We start from the raw sequence: 19,720 nt of genomic DNA, 5'->3' as shown, positions 1-19,720 counted from the left end.
CCAGGGTCGTCCACCGACGAACGCAGACACACCGATGGGAGGAAACACGTTGAAAGAGCTCTATGTGGTCCTGTTTGAAGGAAAAGTCAGGGAGCGTGAGAGCAAACGGGAGGTCAAAAGCAGGCTGATGGACTGTTTCAACATGGGCCAGGCAGCCATAGACCGCCTCTTCTCCGGGCAGCGCGTCATCGTCTTTCGGAGCGAGGACCGAGCCAAGACCGACAACTTTGCCAAGCGCTTTGCAGAGACAGGCGCCCTCTGCCGCATCGAGGTGGATTTCCGGGAAGAGGCGGAAAAAGAGCCCCCCGTCGAAAGCCCCCAGCGCCCCGAAGAGGAGCACCAAGCCCAGGACGTTCACTGGGAGGACTACGGGGCCACCTCATCCCTGGGCGCCTCCCCCCTGCTGCCCCTGTGGCAGAGCTTTGCAGGCCCCCGCGGGGAGTGGTACGCGGAACGATTCAAGCTCTTCTCCAGGTCAGGACGCACGGCCTTTGCCCCTTCCTGGAACTGGGGCGCCTTTCTCTTCGGTATCGTCTGGCTCATCTACCGCAAAATGTACGGCCTGGCCATTCTCTTTTTCGGTATCTCCGCCGCCGGTATCGTCATTCCCGGGGGCAGCCTGGCTGTCTCCTTCTTTTTCGGGGCCTTTGCCAACTTTCTCTACTTTCTCCATGTCAAAAAAAAGGTCGACGCCATCATCTCCGCCAGCGACCAGGTCGACCCCAACCAGGCCATGGAGACCGCCGGGGGAGTCAATCCCATCTCCAAGGTCCTGGCCATCTTCATCATCATGATGGGTGTCATGGCCTTTATAGGAACCTATCTCTTTGACCTGAGCGAACTCGCCCCCCATATCCAGTAAGGGATCCGGTGCCCGCTTGCGGGTACCGGGCCGTCCGGCCGCCCTTTAACCACCTGAAACGAGGAGCGGCCGGGCCGACACTTCTTCCTTGACAGGAAAAATAAAAATCCCCTAGTCTGATATCAGCGCCATACGGTCCCCTTGCGATCCCATTGCACACCTCCCCGCCTCCCCCGGAAGAATACGCGGCATCCGCCCAGGACGAACCTCTTCCTGACCTTCAAGTTTCCCCCACATTCAATGATACCGCTTCCAGGCCCTTCCCCAACAAGACCCGATGCGCATTGGCACCCCCGCTCCAGGGTGGCTCAGGCCCTCTGTTTTTATCATCCATTCCCCAGGAGGTAAGCATGGCAGCTCAATACGTGGCAGACAGACGGGACATCGATTTTGTGTTGTTTGACCAGCTTGATGCAGAGTCGCTGACGGAACACCCGATATACGCCGATTTCAACCGAAAGACCTTCGAGATGGTGATCAACGAGGCACGGAAATTCGCCCTCAAGGAGCTGCTCCCCACCTACGGCCTGGGGGATCGCCAGGGGGTTCAATTCGATCGGGGTACGGTGACGCCGCCGAGATATCCGCCGGCGCCCCCTCGAGCTGCCGGAGGGGAGTGGCTGGCCCTGTCCGAGGAACCCGAGGTGGCCAGGGGCTGCCCTTTCTCATCAGCAACGCCGCCGGGGAGTACCTCATCGGCACCAACTTTGCCTTCTCCAGCTACGCCATGCTGGGCCACGGCGCGGGCAAAATGATCGAGCGATACGGCACCGAGCACCAGAAAGACCTCTTCATGAAAAAACTCTACTCCGGGGAGTGGACGGGCACCATGCTCCTCACCGAACCGGACGCGGGCTCCGATGTGGGGGTCCTCACCACCTCGGCCACCCCCAACGACGACGGCACCTGGTCCCTTTACGGCACCAAGGCGTTCATCACCTCGGGGGACCACGACCTCACCGACAACATCATCCACCCGGTGCTGGCCCGCATCGAAGGGGCCCCTGCCGGCACCAAGGGCATCTCCATCTTCCTGGTCCCCAAGATCTGGGTCAACGAAGACGGCTCTTTGGGTGAACCCAACGACATCGTCTGCACGGGCATCGAAGAGAAGATGGGACTCCACGGCAGCGCCACCTGCAGCATGTCCCTGGGAAGCAAGGGCACCTGCCGCGGCCTGCTCCTGGGAGAGGCCAACAAAGGGATGCGCATCATGTTCACCATGATGAATGAAGCCAGGCTCGGCGTGGGAATCCAGGCATTCTCCCATGCCTCGGCCGCCTACCTCCTGGCCCTGGAATACGCCCGGACCCGCAAGCAGGGCCGCGCCGTGGAAGAGGCCCTGGACCCCACAGCCCCGTCCGTGCCCATCATCGACCACCCGGATGTCCGGCGCATGCTCATGGAGATGAAATGCTGCGTGGACGGCATGCGGAGTTTTGCCTACTACATCGCCCTGCTCATGGATCACCACCGCATGGGCGCCTCCCCGGATGACCAGGAGATGGCCGATGACCTTGTGGGGCTTCTCACCCCCGTGCTCAAGGCCTACAACGGCATCAAGGGCTACGATGTGTGCACCAAGGCCATCCAGGTGTACGGCGGGGCCGGTTACCTCCGGGACTACACCGTGGAGCAGATCTCCCGGGATTGCAAAATCGCCTCCATCTACGAAGGCACCGACGGAATCCAGGCCATGGACCTGCTGGCGCGGAAACTCGGCATGAAAAAAGGGCAGGTTTTCATGGAGCTGTTGGCCCGCATGAACCGAACCGTCGAAGAGGCAGCCGGACTTGACGCCACCCGGCCCCTCACCGAGGCGGCCTCCAAACTCGTCAGCCGACTGGGTGATTGCGCCATGGCCATGGGAAAGAGCCTCCTTGAAGGCAACCTCCGCACAGCCTTTGCTCACTCCGTGCCCTTCCTTGAAATCATGGGCGATGCGGTCATGGCCTGGATGCTCCTCTGGCGCGCCACAGCGGCTGCCAGAGCCCTTGAGGCCGGGGCCAGAAAAAAGGATATCCCCTTTTACAACGGCCAGATCAAGGGGGCTGAGTTCTTTTTCAGCAACCTCCTGCCCGTGACCATGGGCAAGATGGAGGCTCTCACCGCCCTGGGGGATGCTGCCGTAACCATGGAAGATAAAGGCTTCGGAGGGTAAGAAGCAGGGGAAACCTGCCGACTCTTTTCCATGGCGCCTGTGCTCAATTCCTGTGACAGGCCGGAGCAATGTCTGCTATGGTTCAATCACTACCCAAAAATAAGGAAAATGCCTATAATCAATGTCGTGAGACGTGCTTCAGGCAAGGCTTTCAGCCGGAAGGGACCCGATGAAAATTAACAGAATCAGTGCACCTCAAGAGCGCCTATTACTATTCATCATCGCTGCGGGAACTTTTCTTATTTCCGGCCGATTCGACCTGTTTGAGCGTATTGTGGACATCACAAACGCCTATGAGGCCTTTGAACTCGATGAACTCATCATGGTATGCATCGTGCTGGTGTTCTGCCAGGCCATCCTCCTGCACCGAAGGTGGTTCAGCCTGAAACAGGCCAAAAAGAGCCTTGAAAGCCGGAATATGGAACTCCGATGGGGCCGGCTTCAAGGGCATGTCCATCTGCGCCTCCTGCAAGAAGATACGGGACGACCAGGGCTACTGGCACCAGGTGGAAGCCTACCTCAGCGCCCACTCCGAAGCGCGCTTCAGCCACGGCATCTGCCCGGCCTGCATGGACACGCTCTGCAGGACCATGGACGAAGAGACCGTTCTCCCTCCCGGCTCCAAGCCGCCCCCCACAGATCAACCCTCTACCTCTGCCAAGGATTGACTTAAGTACCACTTTCGATTATGTAGCTTTTTTATAGCAATCAAGCCGCCCGTCGGGCGGCTTGCCACGTTTTACAGCAGGTAGATACCATTATGAGTGTTGCATTACAGGACGAGGAGCCCGGCGTCTCCCCGGTAGAAAAATCCGCGTTGGTCCAGGGCCTCCTGGCCATCTGGCCCATCTGCGTCGGGTACATCCCCCTGGGCCTGGCCATGGGTGTCCTGGGAGAAAAGGCGGGGCTCACCCCCGTTCAGGTCTGTTTCATGTCCCTCTGCGTCTTTGCAGGCAGCGGGCAGTTCATCGCGGTCTCCATGATCACGGCAGGGGCTTCCATCCCCGCCATCGTCCTGACCACCTTTATCGTCAACCTGCGGCACCTGCTCATGAGCTCCTCCCTTGCCGTGCACTACCGGGGAGCCTGTCGCAAGAAGATCACCATGCTCAGCTACGGCATCGTGGACGAAACCTTTGCCGTCAACTTAAACCAGTTGAAAAACGGCCCCTGGGAGATCGACAAGGCCATCGTTGCCAGTTATGCAGCCTTCTTCTCCTGGGTGGCGAGCACCACCGTGGGATGTTTCTTCGGGCGCTTCATCCCTGAAAACGCCTTCGGCCTCAATTACGCCCTGACGGCCATGTTCATTACCCTGCTCATCTACCAGCTCAACGGCCCCATCTTCACCCTCACCGCCGTGATCTCAGGGGTCGTTGCCGTGGGGCTCTCCCTGGTCATGCCGGGCAACGCCTACATCATCATCGCGACCCTTTTCGCCGCCACCGCCGGCGTGCTCATCAAAAAACGGAGGCCCGTCCGTGGAAACCACTAGCTTTGTCCTTCTTATCCTCGGCATGGGTCTTGTCTCCTTCATCCCCCGATGGGTGCCCCTTTTCTTCCTCTCCAAGCGGCAGCTGCCGCCCCTGCTCATCGAGTGGCTGGAGCTGATCCCCGTCTCCATCTTAAGCGCCCTGCTGGTCCCGGCCCTTGTGACCCAGGGAACCCCCAGAGTCTTTGCTCCCTTCTCCATTGAGATGGCCGTGGCCGTGCCCACCTTCATCTTTGCCTGGTACACGAAATCCTTAGGGGGAACCCTGGTGGTGGGGATGCTGCTCTACTGGGGCGCGGGACTGATTATGTAAGGGTGCAGGAGAGGCACTGCCGCACCAGGTTCTCGCTGCTCATGTGATTGCAGGAGATATACCCCACAAGCCCCTTTTTGCCGAACAGGGTCCGCGTGATCTCTGTGGGGGTGCGCCCCTCACCGTGCAGCCCCTTCACCTTGTCGATGAGCTCCAGGTAGTATGCCAGCTTCATTTCCAGCATCCGGTGCCCATCCTCCACAACCCCTTTGTGGGCGCAGAAGAGGGTCTTTACATCGTACTCAAGGACGGTTTTCAGGCTTTCGAGATGCCCGGAGAGATCTTCATCTGCCCTGAACATCCTGACCTTGGGCGCAAGAAAGAGATCCCCTGTAAAAAGCCACTTTCTCTCCGGTTCCCAGAAACAGACATGGTCCGGGGAGTGCCCCGGGGTATGAATGGGCACAAGGGTGTGGCCACCATCGGTTGCTACGGCCTTGGCCAGGGGCTCCGGCGATACCCTGGGAATGCTTCCCCAGAAAACCTTCTGATACATCCGAATGGAAAACCCCTCCCGCAACAAATCAGAGCCTGGGTGCGCATTCAGCAGTTAGCCGGTCATCTGTGAAAGAAAGGCCGCGTTGCCGCTGTGGTCTTCGTGGTGATGGGTAAGAAGGATTTGACGGACCGGCCTATCCTGGAAAAACCGGGCCACGGATTTCCGATCGTTGGGCGGCCCCGTATCGATCACCGTCTCGCCCAGGCAGAAAATATGAACGGTTGAGTTGTCTGCGATGTTGAATTTGCCGACCTTTACGCCGGTCACGGAGTCATGGGTAAACGTGCGGATAACACTCATAGGTCACCTCATTTCTGCTGCATGGACGGTTCGAAGACATCGCTGGCATTGGGAGACGCCTGCTCCATCAGGTGCTGCTTGCTGCCTGCAACCAGCCTGAACAAAAGAACAGAGGGCACCATGACGGCATGGATGTACACAAGGGACAGGGCCAGCCGCATGGGCCCGGGCTCACGGTCCTGCCTCACGCGATGGGGAGTAAAGGCCATCTCCAGGCAACCGGACGGGCAGGCTGACGCGCAGTGACCGCACCCCAGACACCTGTCCGGATCGACCCGAACACCGCTGTCCGACACCTCCAGAGCTCCCACAGGGCAGGCCGACGTGCAGGAGGCGCACCCCGTGCAGGCAGCCGAATCACAGACAGGAAGGTACGGACCGGAATGATAAATGGGCACCCCGTACTCATACCGCATCTTCATGGCAATGCAGCAGCAGGTGCAGCACATGCAGATATTGTTCTGATACGGCTGGATGCAGGACTCCAGGGAGAGGACCAGCCCCTTGTCATAGGCGTTTCGTAGAATCGCAAGGGCATCTGCCCTGGAAAGGCTCTTGCCGCCTTTCATCTCTTTTCGCAGGGAGGCCGTGTGGTTGATGCGCAGGCAGGTATAAAGCGGAGCATCGCAGCTATTCTCCTCTGCCACCGCTCGGCAGGGGCAGGGGTCCACGTACAGGTCGGTGGCCGTTTCGATGACGGCTTCCATCTCTCTTAAGGGAAAGACCAGGGAATTGGTGTGAAGGTAACGGTAGTAAAGATGAAGCCCTTTTTTGACAAACCGGCCCACCACGGGAAGCTGCGCCAGGGTTCCGGTGAAGTGGTAGAACCGGATGGCATCCATGGTACCGGGCAGGTACCGCTTCAGAAAGTTCGTTCGAACCTTGCCGGTGTTGTCCACAACGTCCAATGCTTCGGATGTGTGGAGTCGTCTGGTTGATCCCATCCCATGCCCTCCCAAACATGAATAGTTCATGAATAAGCGCGATACAGACAAATATACCGCCTTGCAACAACGTGTTTCGACCAGGGTCATCACCAACGGCAGTGCATCGGCTGTCGCTGTCAATACCCTGACCCCCAACATATCCGGACAGGAAACGTGAAAGCGTCCCTCCCATCCTTTTAATTTGTTTTGTTACAAACCAAACAACCCCGCCGAGCCCACGGATCAGCTCCGTTTCAGGTTGCCCTCGATCTTGTCCATGAGAAGAAAGAGGATGTCTCTCTCCTCACGGCTCATGTCCTGAAAGAGCCTCTCCTTGAGCCCGCTGGAGATCCGGGCCATGCTCTCCATATGCTTTTCCGCCTGCAACGTCAGGGACACTCGCACCTTGCGCCCGTCGGAGGGGTCCGGTCCTTTTTGAACATACCCCTTGGTTTCAAGCTGATGGATGATGGTGGAGACCGTTGATTTGTCCTTGTAGGACTGTGCGGCAATATCCTTGACGGATACCGGCCCCTTGGTGTGGACGATATAAAGAATATCGCCGAAGGATGGTGGCAGGTCCTTTACCCCGGCCTTTTCCATCTCCTCTTCCAGGAATGAAAAGGCGAGCTTACGGATGACACTGAGTTTGTAGACAAAATGTGAATCTGATGTTTTCATAAATCGTTTTGTACCAAACTAAAAGAAAGGCCGTCAACGGAAAATTCACAAGTTTCCGGTTGCCCCCTGAGCCCCAGGGTTGAAAGCGGCGCCACACGTGGTCGAATCACCACATATCGTGCACCCTCTTTTCCGCACGCGCAATACACCATGATTCAAATATGTCCATCAGGATTTTTTCCCCGCAGCCCAGAGGGCCACCGACCATGGGGCGATCTGTTCACATGACCTGCCCCTGTCCCGGGTACGCCAACGCGGCCCGGGCCCCCGCCACATGGCACCCCTGGGGTCGCCCCCCACCTGTGGAATACTATTTGCTATGCTTATCAAACAGTGTTTATGATACGTTACACGGTTTCAACACCGACGCGCCCCAGATCCTGCATGGTGCCGTCCTGCCCCATACAGGAAACCGCGGCCAGCTCTTCGCCTCCCTTTACACTGCCTTTTTCCGGCAACACAACGCCCCCAGGCCGCACCCGTCGTCCCGTGACGGTGCCCGACACGACCCGACCATGTGTTCTCGCTCTTTTCAACCCCACGGTAAGGATTCCACCATGATCACATCCGTTGATGTCAGCAAGAATGACCTGATGAAGGAGTTGGGAAAGATGAACCGGTTTATCAAGATCCTCAGCCGGTGCAAAAAAGCCTTTATCCATGAAAAAAACGAACAAAGCCTGTTGAATGAAATCTGCCGGATCATCGTGGAGGTGGGCAGCTTTCCCTTCGTATGGATCGGTTTTGCCGAATCCGGCGAAAAAAAACCGATCCTGCCCGTGGCCACCTGCGGTTACGAAGAGGGATTCCTCCGGTCCATTGCCCCCTCCTGGGCCGAGGGCATCGACAACCCGCCCCCCATGGGAACGGCCATCTGCACCGGCAATGTCTGTACCATCCCGGATATCCGGGCCACGGACACGGCCCACTCCTGGCAATACGAGGCGATCTTAAGGGGCTTCGGGTCTGTGGTGGCCTTTCCCCTGATCTCCGACGGCAACACCCTGGGGGCCATCTCCATCTATGCCGGAGACGCCCACGCCTTTGACCCGGAAAAAGTCGACCTGTTGCGGGAGCTTGCCAACGACATCACCTGCGGGGTCCTCAACCTCCGATCCCGGGCAGAAGGCAGCCACATCAAAGAGATGCTCAAAGAGACCGAGGCCAAGTACAGCGGGGTCCTCGAAAACACGGGCACCGGCACCATCCTCATTGAAACCGACAGCATGATCTCCTTTGCCAACGCCACCTTTGAGACCTACAGCGGCTATACTGCCGAAGAGCTCATCGACCGGATGAAATGGTCGGACGTGATCCACGCCGACGACCGGGCCAGGCTCTCCCGTTACCATGTCTGGCGGCGCAGCGAACCGGGACGGGCCCCGGATGTCTACGAATGCAAGATGATCACCAAGGACCGCACCGTCAAAAACATGCTGATGAAGGTGGGCATGATCAAGGGCACCCAGATCAGCATCGCCTCCTTCATGGACATCACCCACGCCAAGCTGGCCGAGGATCGCCTGAAGCAACGGGAATCCCAGCTCCGGGCCATCATCGAAAACTTCGACGGCATGATCTACATCCGGGACAGCGACCACCGCATCGAGTTCATGAACACCCCCCTCATTGAATTCCTGGGAGAAAAGGCCCGCGGAAAGCAGTGCCACAAGGTCATTTACGGCCTGGACACTCCATGCCCCTGGTGTGACAGCCGCGCCCTGCTCAAGGGAGAATCCGTCAAAAAAGTGCTGAAGTGCCCGAAAAACGATCGCTGGTACGACGTCATCTCCCCCATCCACGGCTCCGACGGATCGGTCTCCCGCATCCAGGCCATCATCCGGGACGTCACCGAACAAAAAAACGCGGAAGAGGCCCTTTTGGAGAGAGAAAAAGGCCTCAGGCAGGAGAACATCCGCCTGAAGTCCACCATGAAGGACCGCTACAAGTTCGGAGAGATCGTGGGCAAGAGCCAGGCCATGCAGAGTGTCTACGAACTCATCCTGAAATCCGCGGCTAGCGACGACCATATCATTATCTACGGAGAGTCCGGCACGGGCAAAGAGCTCGTGGCAAAGGCCATCCATGACGCCAGCGACAGATCCGACAAGCATTTTGTGCCCGTCAACTGCGGAGCCATCAACGAAAACATCATCGAAAGCGAGTTCTTCGGCCACAAAAAAGGGGCCTTCACCGGCGCGGACCGAGACCACGAAGGCTTTCTGGACAAGGCCGACGCCCTACCTCTTCTGGACGAGATCGGAGAGATCGGGCTGAACATGCAGGTGAAGCTCCTTCGGGCAATCGACGGGGGCGGGTTCACCCCGGTGGGAAGCAACACCCTTAAGAAACCCAACATCCGCATCGTCTCCGCCACCAACCGGAACCTGTTGGAGGAGGTGAAGAAAAACAGGATGCGGGAGGACTTTTTCTACAGGATCCACGTGATCCCCATCCACCTTAAGCCCTTAAGGGAACGCAAAGAGGACCTTCCCCTGCTCATCGAGCACTTCCTCAAACGCTTCTGCCCCACCAGCAAGGTCCCCCCGGTCACGGGAAAATTCCTGGAGGCCATCACCCACTACGACTGGCCCGGCAACGTCCGGGAGCTCCAGAACGCCCTGCGCCGTTTCATCTCCCTGAAAGAGCTTAACTTCAGCAGCGGCATCACCCCGGCCGGGTCCCCTGGCCAGGCTGGTCCCCCCGACGACTTCACAGACCTGAAAACCGTCATGGATGCCTTTGAAAAGCAGGTACTCACCCAGGTTCTCCAACAATGCCACTGGCACCGCGAACGTGCCGCCGCAAAGCTCAAACCACGGCAGTTCCTAAACACTAAAAAATACGGCCTGATGATCTGAGTTCCCCCCTTCGGGGCTGCCGCCCACGCCGCGGCAGCCCCTTCCCCCTCCCGGCAATACCCCGGACACCTTCCACCCCATAATGCCCGAAGACCCGCCTGCCCCCAAACGCCCTCTGTGTCAAGGCATTGATTCCAAACAACACACCTGCCCCGTGGCATATACACCCCGAAGCACCCTGGACAGTTTTCGCCCCATGCCGCCCACAAGACCCTGTTATAACTATCCATTAACACAAAACCCAAATCATTGGCACGGCTCCTGCTCTTTCCCAGTGGGCAACGGTCCTCGCGATCCCCCGCCCAGGAGGACCGCACCCGAGACAACATCCAACCCCAACCAGGAGCGGCATATGTCTGATTTTGTACAAACACTGGAGATCAAGAGAGAAGACGTTTACAGGGATGCCCCCATCGCCGGATTCGGACAGCGAAAGGCCGAGTTCAAGGGTACGGGCAAAAAAATCGACAACCGGTTCAAGCATCACCGGGACGTCGTCATCGTGGAGGCATGCCGGACCCCCTACGGAGTCATCGGCGGCCAGCTGAAACAGTACGATGCCCCGGAGCTTGGTGCCATGGCCATCAAAGAGGTGCTGAGGCGCATGGAGGGCAAGGTGGCTCCCGAGGAGATCGACTACGTCATCATGGGCCAGGTGGTCCCTGCGGGCTGCGGCCAGGTCCCCGGGCGCCAGGCCACCATCCTGGCCGGACTCCCGGAGTCCGTCCCCTCCATCACCGTCAACAAGGTCTGCTCCTCGGGCATCAAGACCATTGACCTGGCCGCTCAGATGATCCAGCTGGGCCGGGCCGACATCTGCATCGCCGGGGGCCAGGAGAGCATGAGCAACTGCCCCTATGCCCTGCCCAACATGCGGTTCGGCCAGCGCATGGGCCTGCCCAGCGGCGAAACCCGGGACCTCATGGTCTACGACGGCCTGTGGGATGCCTTTTATAACCGCCACATGGCCATCCACGGCTCGGAAACCACCGACGAATTCGGGTTCTCCCGGGAAGAGAACGACGAGTGGGCCCTTCACTCCCAGACGGCGGCGGTGGCTGCCATGGCAGCCGGAAAGCTCGACGACGAGATCTTCCCCGTGGCCTACCGAAACGGCAAAAAGCCCGATGTGATGACACAAGACGAAGGCCCACGCCCCACCACCACCCTGGAGGGCCTGACGCCAAAGCGGCCCGGTTCTTTCGGCCACACAAGCACGGTCACCGGCAAACCGGGGAGCGTCACCGCGGGCAACGCCCCGGGGGTCAACGACGGGGGGGACGTCTGCCTGCTCATGAGCCGGGAAAAGGCCGACGAATTAGGCCTCAAGCCCCTCTTCTCCATTGTGGACTACGCCGAGGTCTCCCAGCCCACCAAAGACATCGCAACAGTCCCGGGGCTTTCCATCAAAAAGGTCCTGGACCAGAACAACCTCACCTGCGACGACGTGGACCTCATTGAGATCAACGAAGCCTTTGCCGCCGTGGCCCTGGTGAGTGCCCGCTCCATTCTGGGCCTTTCCAAGGAGAAGATGCTGGAGAAGGTCAACGTCAACGGCAGCGCCATCGCATACGGCCACCCCATTGGTGCCACCGGGGCCCGCATTGTCATGACCCTGGCCTACGAGCTGAGACGAAGGGGAGGCGGCATCGGCGTCTGCGGCATCTGCTCCGGCCACGCCCAGGGCGATGCCATGCTGATCCGCGTGGAGCCCTGACACCTGTTCACATCCAACCAAACGGAGGTTTTACCCATGGAAATCAAAAAAATCATGGTCATCGGCGCTGGCCAGATGGGTGGCGGCATTGCCCAGGTCGCCGCGCAATCGGGATTTGACACCGTGCAGTACGACATCAACATGGAGCTGGTGGACAAAGGTATGGCGGTCATGGACAAGAACCTGTCCCGCAGCGTGGCCAAAGGCAAACTAACTGAAGAGGAGAAACAGGCCGTGCTCGGGCGCGTCACCTGTTCCACCAGCCTGGAGGATGCCGCGGACTGCGACCTTGTCATCGAAGCCATCGTGGAGAACCTGGAGATCAAGGCAAAGGTGTTCGAAGAACTCGATGCCACGGCCCCATCCCACGCCATCCTGGCCACCAACACCTCCTCCCTTCCCATCACCCGCATTGCCGCCTGCACAAACCGGCCGGAAAAGGTCATCGGCATGCACTTCATGAACCCGGTACCCGTCATGAAACTCGTGGAGATCATCCGGGGCGTCGCCACCACCGACGAGGTGTGCCGCACCATCATCGAAACCTCCGAAAAGATGGGCAAGGTGGCTGTGGAGTGCAAGGACGTGCCCGGTTTTGTCTCCAATCGGGTGTTGCAGGTGATGATCAACGAGGCCCTCTGGGAACTCTACGAGGGCGTGGCAACGGCCGAGGGCATCGACAACATCATGAAGCTGGGCATGAACCACCCCATGGGCCCCCTGGCCCTGGCCGACCTCATCGGCCTGGACACCATCCAGGCCATCCTGGGCGTGCTCCAGGATGGCTACGGGGACCCGAAATACCGCCCCTCCCCCCTGCTGACCCAGTACGTCAACGCGGGCTGGCTCGGCAGAAAAACCGGCAAGGGCATCTACGACTACGCGGACTGACCCGTCACCTTCAGCAAAAAAGGAGTCACCATGGGATTTCAACTCAGCAAAGAGCAGCAGATGATCCAGCAGATGGCCAGGGAGTTCGCCCGGAAGGAGCTGGCGGAAAAAGCCGCCGAGCGGGACAAAACCCATGAATACCCCGCAGACAGCCTGAAGAAAATGGGGGAGCTGGGACTGTTGGGCATGCTTGTTTCCGAAACATACGGCGGGGAAGACATGGGCACCGTGGCCTACTCCCTGGCCTTAAGCGAGATTGCCTACGCCTGCGCCTCCACGGCTGTGATCATGTCCGTGCACAACTCCATCTGCTGCGGGAGCATCGAGCGGTTCGGCTCCGAAGAGCAGAAAGAGACCTTCCTCCGGCCCATGGCACAAGGTGAATTCATCGGGGCCTTTGCCCTCACCGAACCGGAAGCGGGCTCCGACCCCCAGTCCATGAGCTGCACCGCACAAAAAAAGGGGGATGAGTACATCATCAACGGCACCAAGCGATTTATCACCAGCGGCAAAAACGGCGGGGTCACCATCCTGCTTGCCCGCACCGCCCCCACAGGCAGCAAGGGGATCTCTGCCTTTCTCATCACCCCGGACCTGCCCGGCTTTGAGGTGGGGCGGGTGGAAGACAAAATGGGCCAGTGCGCCTCGGACACCGTGGACTTAAACTTCACGGACTGCCGCGTGCCCGCATCGAGGCTGCTGGGCAAGGAAGGAGAAGGGTTCCTTGTGGCCATGTCCGGCCTGGACGCCGGTCGCATCGGCATCGCCTCCCTGGCCCTGGGCATCGGCACGGCGGCCCTGGACGAGGCCAAAAAATACGCAAAGAAACGGGAGCAGTTCGGCAAGCCCATCTCCGAATTCCAGGGGCTCCGGTGGATGCTGGCCGACATGGCCATGGACGTGGAGGCGGCCAGGCTCCTGGTCTTGAACGCCGCCGCCACCAAAGAACGGGGCGAGCCCTGCACGGCCCAGGCTTCCATGGCCAAATGCTACGCCTCGGAGATGGCCCAGCGCGTCACCGGCCAGGGCATCCAGATCCACGGCGGCTACGGCTACACCAAGGAATACCCGGTGGAGCGCTTCTATCGGGATGCGCGCATCACCACCATTTACGAGGGCACCAACCAGGTGCAGCGCATCGTCATCGCCGATGCCCTGATGAAGGACAAGAAGAAAAAACGGACGAGCAAAACAGCGGCGTAAGACCCAAAAGGGGCGGCCCCGCATGCTGCGGGACCGCCCGTGCCATCACCCCGTTCATCGCAAGGAGAGTACGATGGGAAAACCACAACACATCGGTTTGACCGAGGCCGTCGGCCTGATCCGTGACGGCGACATGCTGACCTTCAGCGGGTTCACCATCTGGCGCCGCCCCATGGCAGCCATCTACGAGCTCATCCGCCAGAACAAACGGGACCTGCACCTGGTGGAGGTCAACGGCGGCACCCACAGCGACCTGCTCATCGGCGCCGGGTGTGTCAAGATCTGGGAATCCTGCTGGATCGGCCATGAACTCTACGGCAAGATCGGGGCAAACCTTGCCCGAAAGGCCGAAGCAGGGGAAGTGGTCATCGAAGACTACTCCCACGTCCAGATCCTGGCCCGCATGACCGCAGGCTCCATGGGCCTGCCCTACCTTCCCACCTACGCAAGCCTGGGCACCGACATGCTCAACCCCGCCTACGACCACCTGGGGCAATTGGGACTCCGGGACGGCACCCACGAAAAAATTCCCAAGCTCAAAGCAGCAATCGTGGACGACCCCTTCTACGACAGCCAGCTTCTCCATGTGCCGGCCTGCAACCCGGACTGGTGCATCGCCCACGTGCAGATGGTGGGGGACGAAGGAACCGTCCGCATCGACGGGCAGACTTACTCCGACGCCGAAGCCATCAAGGCCTCGGACAAGGTCATCGTCATCGCCGAGCAGGTGGTCACCGAAGAGTTTATCCGAAGGGACCCCACCCGCAACCTCGTGCCCGGCCACCAGGTCCACTACATCGTGGAACTCCCCTGGGCGGGGCACCCCACGGGATGCTACGGCCAGTACGAGACCGACGGCGAGTTCATCCGCGATTTTTTCAACGCCACCCGCACCCAGGAAGGCCTCGACACCTGGGTGGAGGAGTGGGTCACGGGGGTCGACGACTTTGACGGGTACCTTGAAAAAATCGGTGTCCGGCGGCTGAAAACACTGAAGGCCAACCCGGCCTTCGGCTACTCCACCCGGGTCAAAAGGGGGACACGATCATGACAGCACCCAACTACGTCAAAAACGGCGAATTCAAACCCATGGACCTCCTTGCCGTGGCAGCGGCCCGGGAGGTCAAAGACGGCGACATCGTTTTTGCAGGGACCGGTTTGCCCATGCTGGCCATCATGCTGGCCCAGCACAACGCCTCCCCCAACGCGGTGTGCATCTATGAGGCAGGCAGCGTGGACGGCCGCCCCATCTCTCTGCCCACCTCGGTGGGAGACGCCCGGTGCAGCTACCAGGCCTCCATTGCCTCGGGTCTCACCGACGTCTTCAACCAGCTCCAGCGCGGGGTGGTGGACCTTGCCTTCCTGGGCGGTGCCGAGGTGGACCGCTACGGCAACGTCAACACCACGGGCATGGGCGCCTACGGCATGGTCCCGGAAAAGCGACTCACGGGCAGCGGCGGGAACTCGGACATCAACGGCCTGGCCCGCAAAACGGTCTTTATCATGCCCCAGGAGAAACGAAGGTTCAAAGAGCGCATCGACTACATCACCTCACCGGGGTGGCGCATCCCCAAGTGGCCCTCCGGGGAGCTGGTCCCCAAAAAAGAGGTGTACAACCGGGCCTTTCGCGGAGGGCCGTCGGCGGTGATCTCCAACATGGGGGTCTTCCGGTTCGATGAAAACGGCGAGATCTACCTGGACACCTACCATCCCGGCACCACCCCCGACGAGGTGAAGGCCCACTGCAGCCTGGACCTGAACATCTCACGGGTGAGCGGCGAAACCGAGCTGCCGACCTACGAGGAGCTGGAGCTGCTCTACAACGTCATCGACCCGGAAGGGATCTTCCTTCAGTAGCCGGGACCGGTGCACAAGCCACGCAAAAACGACAGCATGCCGCAGCGATGGCCTCCCTTTGAAGGGCCGAATCGCTGCGGCATGCTTTTCTTTACCACCCGACCGCCCGAGTCCGTTGGGGGCCACTCAATCAAACAAGCGACCCGAACAAAAAACACCATTCAAGCCTTGCAGCAACCCGCGGAAACGGCTACATTTTTCATCAACAATACGTAAACAGATTATCTCGAATTTCGCCCTCGAAGCCATCTTCCGCCCTGCCTGTCCGCCTCTTCCCTCGCATACCCCCACACAAATCAGCAGCCCGCGATTCCCCGGCCACGATTGCTTTCGGTGGCTCCCTTTGCGTCCCTTGAATCACTTGTGAAACCGGGCACCGGCACCCTGCCCGAGCATGCCCCATGGCCTGCCGAGGCGCTTGCCCTGCCCCACCCTTTCCCGGGCCCGTTGCCCGGATCACCACCATTTTTCAAGGAGAACACCATGCCGTCAAAAAACACCACCCTGCTTGAGACCTCCGTGGAGGTTACCAGCCAGAATGAAAACTGGACCCTCTTTGAGGTCACCGTCACCAACACCCTCCCCACCCCCCTGGACGCCGAGGACTGCATCTTGGACGTGGTGGCAGACGCTGCCGTCATCGGAGATTTCAAGTCGGCCTGGGTGGAGCTGGACATGGAGGCCCACGCCGCCACAGCCGGGACCACCCTTACCATCACTCTGGAGGCGGAAGAAGATCCTGTTTTCATCGATCCGGGCGCCTCCTTTGTCATCGGCTTCGACTTCAACCACGGAGACCTAACCGAAGAGGACATCACCTGCACGGCAACAGTGGACGAAGGGGCTGGCGAGACCCCCGGCCTGGACACCCCCTCCACCCGGGGAGCCCTTTTTGTGGGGGCCGACGGGCGCCTCAAGGGCGAGGACGAAGAAGACATCCTCCTTCTGGGCATGAGCTCCCACGGCTACACCTGGTACGGCGAGTTTCTCAACCCCCACAGCATGGAGCAGATCCCATCGGTGTTCAGCGGCAACCTCGTGCGCGTTGCCATGTACACAGCCACGGAGGACGATATGGGGTATCTCGACTTTGTCGATACGGGCCAGGCGAGCCTGCGGGAGGAGGTCAAAACCCGGGTGCAGGAGGCCATCGACGCGGACCTGTACGTCATCATCGACTGGCACCTGCTCTATGACTTCACCTACGGGGCCCAGCCCTTTCCGTCCCGGGACTTCTCCGGGACCGTGGAGATGGGCCCGGAGGAGTGGAAAGGCCATGCCATCGACTTCTTCGAAGAGATGGCCCGAGCCTTTGGGGACAGCCCCAACGTGATCTTCGAGATCTTCAACGAACCGAACTACTCCACACCGGACAACTCGCCGGGCGCCCCCCTGTACGCCTGGGAGGACATGAAAGGGACCGCAGAGGAGATCATCGACGCCATCCGGGAGACGGGGGCGCAGAACGTCATCCTCGTGGGCACGCCGGAATGGTGCCAGCGCCTGGATCAGGTCATCGAAAGCCCCATCGAGGACCGGGAGAACATCATGTACAACCTCCATTTCTACGCCAAAGAGCACCTCCCCGAGCCCGGCCAGCACGTCTTCAACATGTTCCAGGCGGCCATGGACGAGGAACTCCCCATCTTTGTCTCGGAATTCGGCACCACAATGGCCGACGGCGGACAGGGGGTGGGCCCAACCGAAACAGAAAGTTGGCTCACCGCGTTGAACGACCACAGCGTAAGCTACGCAAACTGGAGCCTCAGCAACAAAGACGAGGACTCGGCCGCCCTGGCCACATCGGCGGAACCGGACACCTGGGGAGCGGGCGACCTCTCCCCCTCCGGAGGAACCATCGCCGAACTCTACGCGGCCAGGCCGTCGGGAGGCGTGATAAAGCGGGCTGTTTAGCCCAACACAGCCCCTGCCAACGGGCAGGGGCTGTCACCAGATTGTGAAGCGGAAGGAGAACCGCCAGGAGAGAGGAAGGGGCGGTGGCCACAGGGCAGAATGAGTCGACGAGCCGGGGTCACCGCCTCTTTTTGCGGCCCATGGAGAGGCCGTGCTTTTTGAGCTTTCGTACCACGCTGGACATTAATGCCGGTAGTCCCACCTCCCGGGTGGTCCGGTGCATGGAGACCGCCTGCCTGAGAAGCTCTTTTTCAAAGGCGTCCATCTTTCCCTTGAGGTCTTTCTGTGGCTCGTTGTACCCAACCGTCCTCCCGCGCGGGAGACAGGGGGAGGCCTCGGGCAAGTCGACCTCCCCAAGCACCACGATCTGGCGGGCAATGTTCTTGAGCTCCCGCACATTGCCGGGAAAGGGGTAGTCGTACAACTGGTCGAGGAGACTCTGGGAGGGATAACGGCACAGCCGGTATTGGCAGTTGTACCGCTCGATGTAATGATCCAGGAGCCCTGCGATGTCTTCGGGACGTTGCCGCAGGGACGGGATGGTGAGGGAAAATCCGTTGAGTCGGTAGTAGAGGTCCTCGCGAAAGAGTCCCTGCGTCACCAGGTCTTTAAGGTCACAGTTGGTGGCGGCCACCACCGTGCAGTCCACCTTCTGCACCCGGGTGCTGCCCAGGCGCGTCACCTCAAAGTCGTCTAAGTACTTGAGGAGCTTGGCCTGGAGGGCCAGGGGCAGGGTCCCGATCTCGTCAAGGAACAGGGTCCCGCCGTGGGCCGCCTCAAACAAGCCCTCTTTACCCTGGGCCCTGGCGCTGGTAAAGGCGCCCCCGTCGTACCCGAAGAGCTCGGACTCCAACAGGTTTTCGGGTACGGCCGCGCAGTTCAGCTGCACAAAGGGGTGCTCCCTGCGCCTGCTCTTTTCATGGATCAACCGGGCAAGGAGCCCTTTGCCGGTCCCCGACTCCCCCAGGACCAAAAGGCGTGAGACCCCGGCATCGGCCAGCTTAAAGCTCCGCTTCAACAAACGTCGGTACAACGGGCTTTTGGCCACCACCTCGTACCTGCCGAGGGAGACCACCCCGGGATCCTCAAAGGACTCGCGACCCTTGACCCGGAATATCGGCTCACCTCGGAAAGGGCCGCCTCATCGCTTAAGTGGGATATCTCCTTCTCCTTGACAACGATGCGGACGATCTCACCACGCTCGTTGACATACGGGGTTCCGGTGTTGATGGTGCGCACTCCCGTTCGGAGGGATGCCGCCTGGGTCACTCCCTGGCACCGACTGCGGAAGATGTCATGGGCCACGGAGCGATCGTAGAGGCCATTCTGGATCAGCTCGATATAACACCGGCCGATAAGAGAATCCGCCCGGATGCCCCCGAGCTCCTCGGCTTTTTTATTCACGGCGATCACACGGCCAAAGGCATCCCAGATCCAGATTCCGTCCGAAGACGAATGCAATATGTCCTCCATCCTCACCATCCCTGCATAAAACGAGGCAGGACTCCCCCAAATCCGGCCCATCAAACGAAAAAAATCACAAAAACCCGTTTCAAGACGAGGGCAATATATCTACTTCCGCCCACAGAGTCAATCGCCCTTTCCCCACACGGGAACGTTCAAAACAAAAAGACTAATATATTGATTATATGATATATACTTTCAATACGCCATTTTTCCAAACCCACACCGCCACCCCCTGTCAATTCTTGACAAAAATTATCAAGAATTACTCACATTGACTGTGTGCCCCCATGACCACAGCAAGCCCCTGCCCATCCCCTTGAAAAAAGCAGGGCATTCCGCCCAGCCCATTCAGGGCACAACAGCCCCATGGCTTGTTAGTAAAGGGGCCTGTTTGCATTCCAGGAACGTCCTGAGACAGCTGATGGTTGGAAGGCGATTCTTCGGTTCGGAAAGGGACTGGGGAGGCAGGAGCAGCTTTGAGGTGGCCCCCCGCAGGGGAAACAGCGCGGGGGACCAGTGAAGCGAAAGGGCTAACCCGAATATGTCACGGGGCGAGTACCCAGAGTCACGTCAGTG

Annotated in this window: 19 protein-coding genes and 1 pseudogene; 13 read left to right on the top strand and 7 right to left on the bottom strand. The window is 59.7% G+C overall.

All coding sequences use genetic code 11. The features are described 5' to 3' along the window. Window positions 1–49 precede the first annotated feature (49 nt). The 3 genes from ACOYW1_RS07305 to ACOYW1_RS07295 all read left to right on the top strand — a co-directional run bounded on the left by ACOYW1_RS07305 (window position 50) and on the right by ACOYW1_RS07295 (window position 3,023). Window positions 50–862 carry a DUF2628 domain-containing protein gene (locus tag ACOYW1_RS07305; RefSeq protein WP_482422271.1) on the top strand — a complete coding sequence of 271 codons (813 nt, stop codon included), beginning with the start codon at window positions 50–52 and terminating at the stop codon, window positions 860–862. A gap of 350 nt (window positions 863–1,212) precedes the next feature. Next, window positions 1,213–1,617, top strand: coding sequence for an acyl-CoA dehydrogenase N-terminal domain-containing protein (locus ACOYW1_RS07300; protein ID WP_482422270.1), 405 nt, complete (start codon window positions 1,213–1,215; stop codon window positions 1,615–1,617). Beyond that, window positions 1,590–3,023, top strand: coding sequence for an acyl-CoA dehydrogenase family protein (locus ACOYW1_RS07295; RefSeq protein WP_482423681.1), 1,434 nt, complete (start codon window positions 1,590–1,592; stop codon window positions 3,021–3,023). Before ACOYW1_RS07300 ends, ACOYW1_RS07295 begins: the two co-directional genes overlap by 28 nt. Window positions 3,024–3,234: 211 nt before the next feature. Here the strand turns inward: ACOYW1_RS07295 and ACOYW1_RS07290 are convergent, their stop codons facing one another. Beyond that, window positions 3,235–3,480 carry a hypothetical protein gene (locus tag ACOYW1_RS07290; RefSeq protein ID WP_482422269.1) on the bottom strand — a complete coding sequence of 82 codons (246 nt, stop codon included), beginning with the start codon at window positions 3,478–3,480 and terminating at the stop codon, window positions 3,235–3,237. On the opposite strand from ACOYW1_RS07290, the gene ACOYW1_RS07285 reads away from it, so the two are divergent. The 3 genes from ACOYW1_RS07285 to ACOYW1_RS07275 all read left to right on the top strand — a co-directional run bounded on the left by ACOYW1_RS07285 (window position 3,473) and on the right by ACOYW1_RS07275 (window position 4,828). Then, a complete protein-coding gene (locus tag ACOYW1_RS07285) occupies window positions 3,473–3,691 on the top strand; it encodes a hypothetical protein (protein ID WP_482422268.1) in 219 nt (72 codons plus the stop codon). The two genes, ACOYW1_RS07290 and ACOYW1_RS07285, sit on opposite strands and share 8 nt — an antisense overlap. A 92-nt stretch (window positions 3,692–3,783) precedes the next feature. Beyond that, complete coding sequence (locus ACOYW1_RS07280; protein ID WP_482422267.1) at window positions 3,784–4,518, top strand: AzlC family ABC transporter permease; 735 nt, start codon at window positions 3,784–3,786, stop codon at window positions 4,516–4,518. Further along, window positions 4,505–4,828 (top strand): AzlD domain-containing protein, encoded by a 324-nt coding sequence (locus ACOYW1_RS07275; protein ID WP_482422266.1) that lies wholly within the window; start codon window positions 4,505–4,507, stop codon window positions 4,826–4,828. The genes ACOYW1_RS07280 and ACOYW1_RS07275 overlap by 14 nt, the downstream gene beginning before the upstream one ends. On the opposite strand, the pseudogene ACOYW1_RS07270 reads toward ACOYW1_RS07275, so the two are convergent. From ACOYW1_RS07270 to ACOYW1_RS07255, 4 genes and pseudogenes are all read right to left on the bottom strand, one after another. After that, window positions 4,821–5,627 (bottom strand): annotated as a pseudogene (locus ACOYW1_RS07270) (MBL fold metallo-hydrolase). The gene ACOYW1_RS07275 and the pseudogene ACOYW1_RS07270 sit on opposite strands and share 8 nt — an antisense overlap. Before the next feature lie 8 nt (window positions 5,628–5,635). Then, a complete protein-coding gene (locus tag ACOYW1_RS07265; protein ID WP_482422265.1) occupies window positions 5,636–6,571 on the bottom strand; it encodes a 4Fe-4S dicluster domain-containing protein in 936 nt (311 codons plus the stop codon). A gap of 225 nt (window positions 6,572–6,796) precedes the next feature. Beyond that, complete coding sequence (locus ACOYW1_RS07260) at window positions 6,797–7,234, bottom strand: MarR family winged helix-turn-helix transcriptional regulator (RefSeq protein WP_482422264.1); 438 nt, start codon at window positions 7,232–7,234, stop codon at window positions 6,797–6,799. Between the two features lie 347 nt (window positions 7,235–7,581). Continuing rightward, complete coding sequence (locus tag ACOYW1_RS07255) at window positions 7,582–7,740, bottom strand: hypothetical protein (protein ID WP_482422263.1); 159 nt, start codon at window positions 7,738–7,740, stop codon at window positions 7,582–7,584. A 51-nt stretch (window positions 7,741–7,791) separates the two neighbouring features. On the opposite strand from ACOYW1_RS07255, the gene ACOYW1_RS07250 reads away from it, so the two are divergent. The 7 genes from ACOYW1_RS07250 to ACOYW1_RS07220 all read left to right on the top strand — a co-directional run bounded on the left by ACOYW1_RS07250 (window position 7,792) and on the right by ACOYW1_RS07220 (window position 17,677). After that, a complete protein-coding gene (locus ACOYW1_RS07250) occupies window positions 7,792–10,095 on the top strand; it encodes a sigma 54-interacting transcriptional regulator (protein ID WP_482422262.1) in 2,304 nt (767 codons plus the stop codon). A gap of 352 nt (window positions 10,096–10,447) precedes the next feature. Further along, complete coding sequence (locus ACOYW1_RS07245) at window positions 10,448–11,812, top strand: thiolase family protein (RefSeq protein WP_482422261.1); 1,365 nt, start codon at window positions 10,448–10,450, stop codon at window positions 11,810–11,812. Window positions 11,813–11,848: 36 nt separating this feature from the next. Further along, window positions 11,849–12,703: a 3-hydroxyacyl-CoA dehydrogenase family protein gene (locus tag ACOYW1_RS07240; protein ID WP_482422260.1), complete on the top strand. Its 855-nt coding sequence runs from the start codon at window positions 11,849–11,851 to the stop codon at window positions 12,701–12,703. 30 nt (window positions 12,704–12,733) lie between these two features. Beyond that, window positions 12,734–13,906, top strand: coding sequence for an acyl-CoA dehydrogenase family protein (locus ACOYW1_RS07235; RefSeq protein ID WP_482416906.1), 1,173 nt, complete (start codon window positions 12,734–12,736; stop codon window positions 13,904–13,906). A 73-nt stretch (window positions 13,907–13,979) separates the two neighbouring features. Then, window positions 13,980–14,957 carry a CoA transferase subunit A gene (locus ACOYW1_RS07230; protein WP_482422259.1) on the top strand — a complete coding sequence of 326 codons (978 nt, stop codon included), beginning with the start codon at window positions 13,980–13,982 and terminating at the stop codon, window positions 14,955–14,957. Next, window positions 14,954–15,763: a CoA-transferase subunit beta gene (locus ACOYW1_RS07225; RefSeq protein ID WP_482422258.1), complete on the top strand. Its 810-nt coding sequence runs from the start codon at window positions 14,954–14,956 to the stop codon at window positions 15,761–15,763. The genes ACOYW1_RS07230 and ACOYW1_RS07225 overlap by 4 nt, the downstream gene beginning before the upstream one ends. A 483-nt stretch (window positions 15,764–16,246) precedes the next feature. Further along, window positions 16,247–17,677 (top strand): glycoside hydrolase family 5 protein, encoded by a 1,431-nt coding sequence (locus ACOYW1_RS07220; RefSeq protein ID WP_482422257.1) that lies wholly within the window; start codon window positions 16,247–16,249, stop codon window positions 17,675–17,677. A 118-nt stretch (window positions 17,678–17,795) separates the two neighbouring features. Here ACOYW1_RS07220 and ACOYW1_RS07215 read toward each other — a convergent pair whose 3' ends face one another. Together ACOYW1_RS07215 and ACOYW1_RS07210 are read right to left on the bottom strand one after the other, a co-directional pair. After that, window positions 17,796–18,752, bottom strand: a complete 957-nt coding sequence (locus tag ACOYW1_RS07215) for a sigma-54 interaction domain-containing protein (RefSeq protein WP_482422256.1) — start codon at window positions 18,750–18,752, stop codon at window positions 17,796–17,798. Next, entirely contained in the window at window positions 18,692–19,150 is a 459-nt protein-coding gene (locus tag ACOYW1_RS07210; RefSeq protein WP_482422255.1) for a PAS domain-containing protein, read from the bottom strand. The genes ACOYW1_RS07215 and ACOYW1_RS07210 overlap by 61 nt, the downstream gene beginning before the upstream one ends. Window positions 19,151–19,720 lie beyond the last annotated feature (570 nt).

Source organism: Desulfoluna sp. CYM3A, from assembly GCF_056829965.1.
Note: the sequence above shows the minus strand (reverse complement) of the source record. Positions and strands in the feature narration are given on the sequence as shown.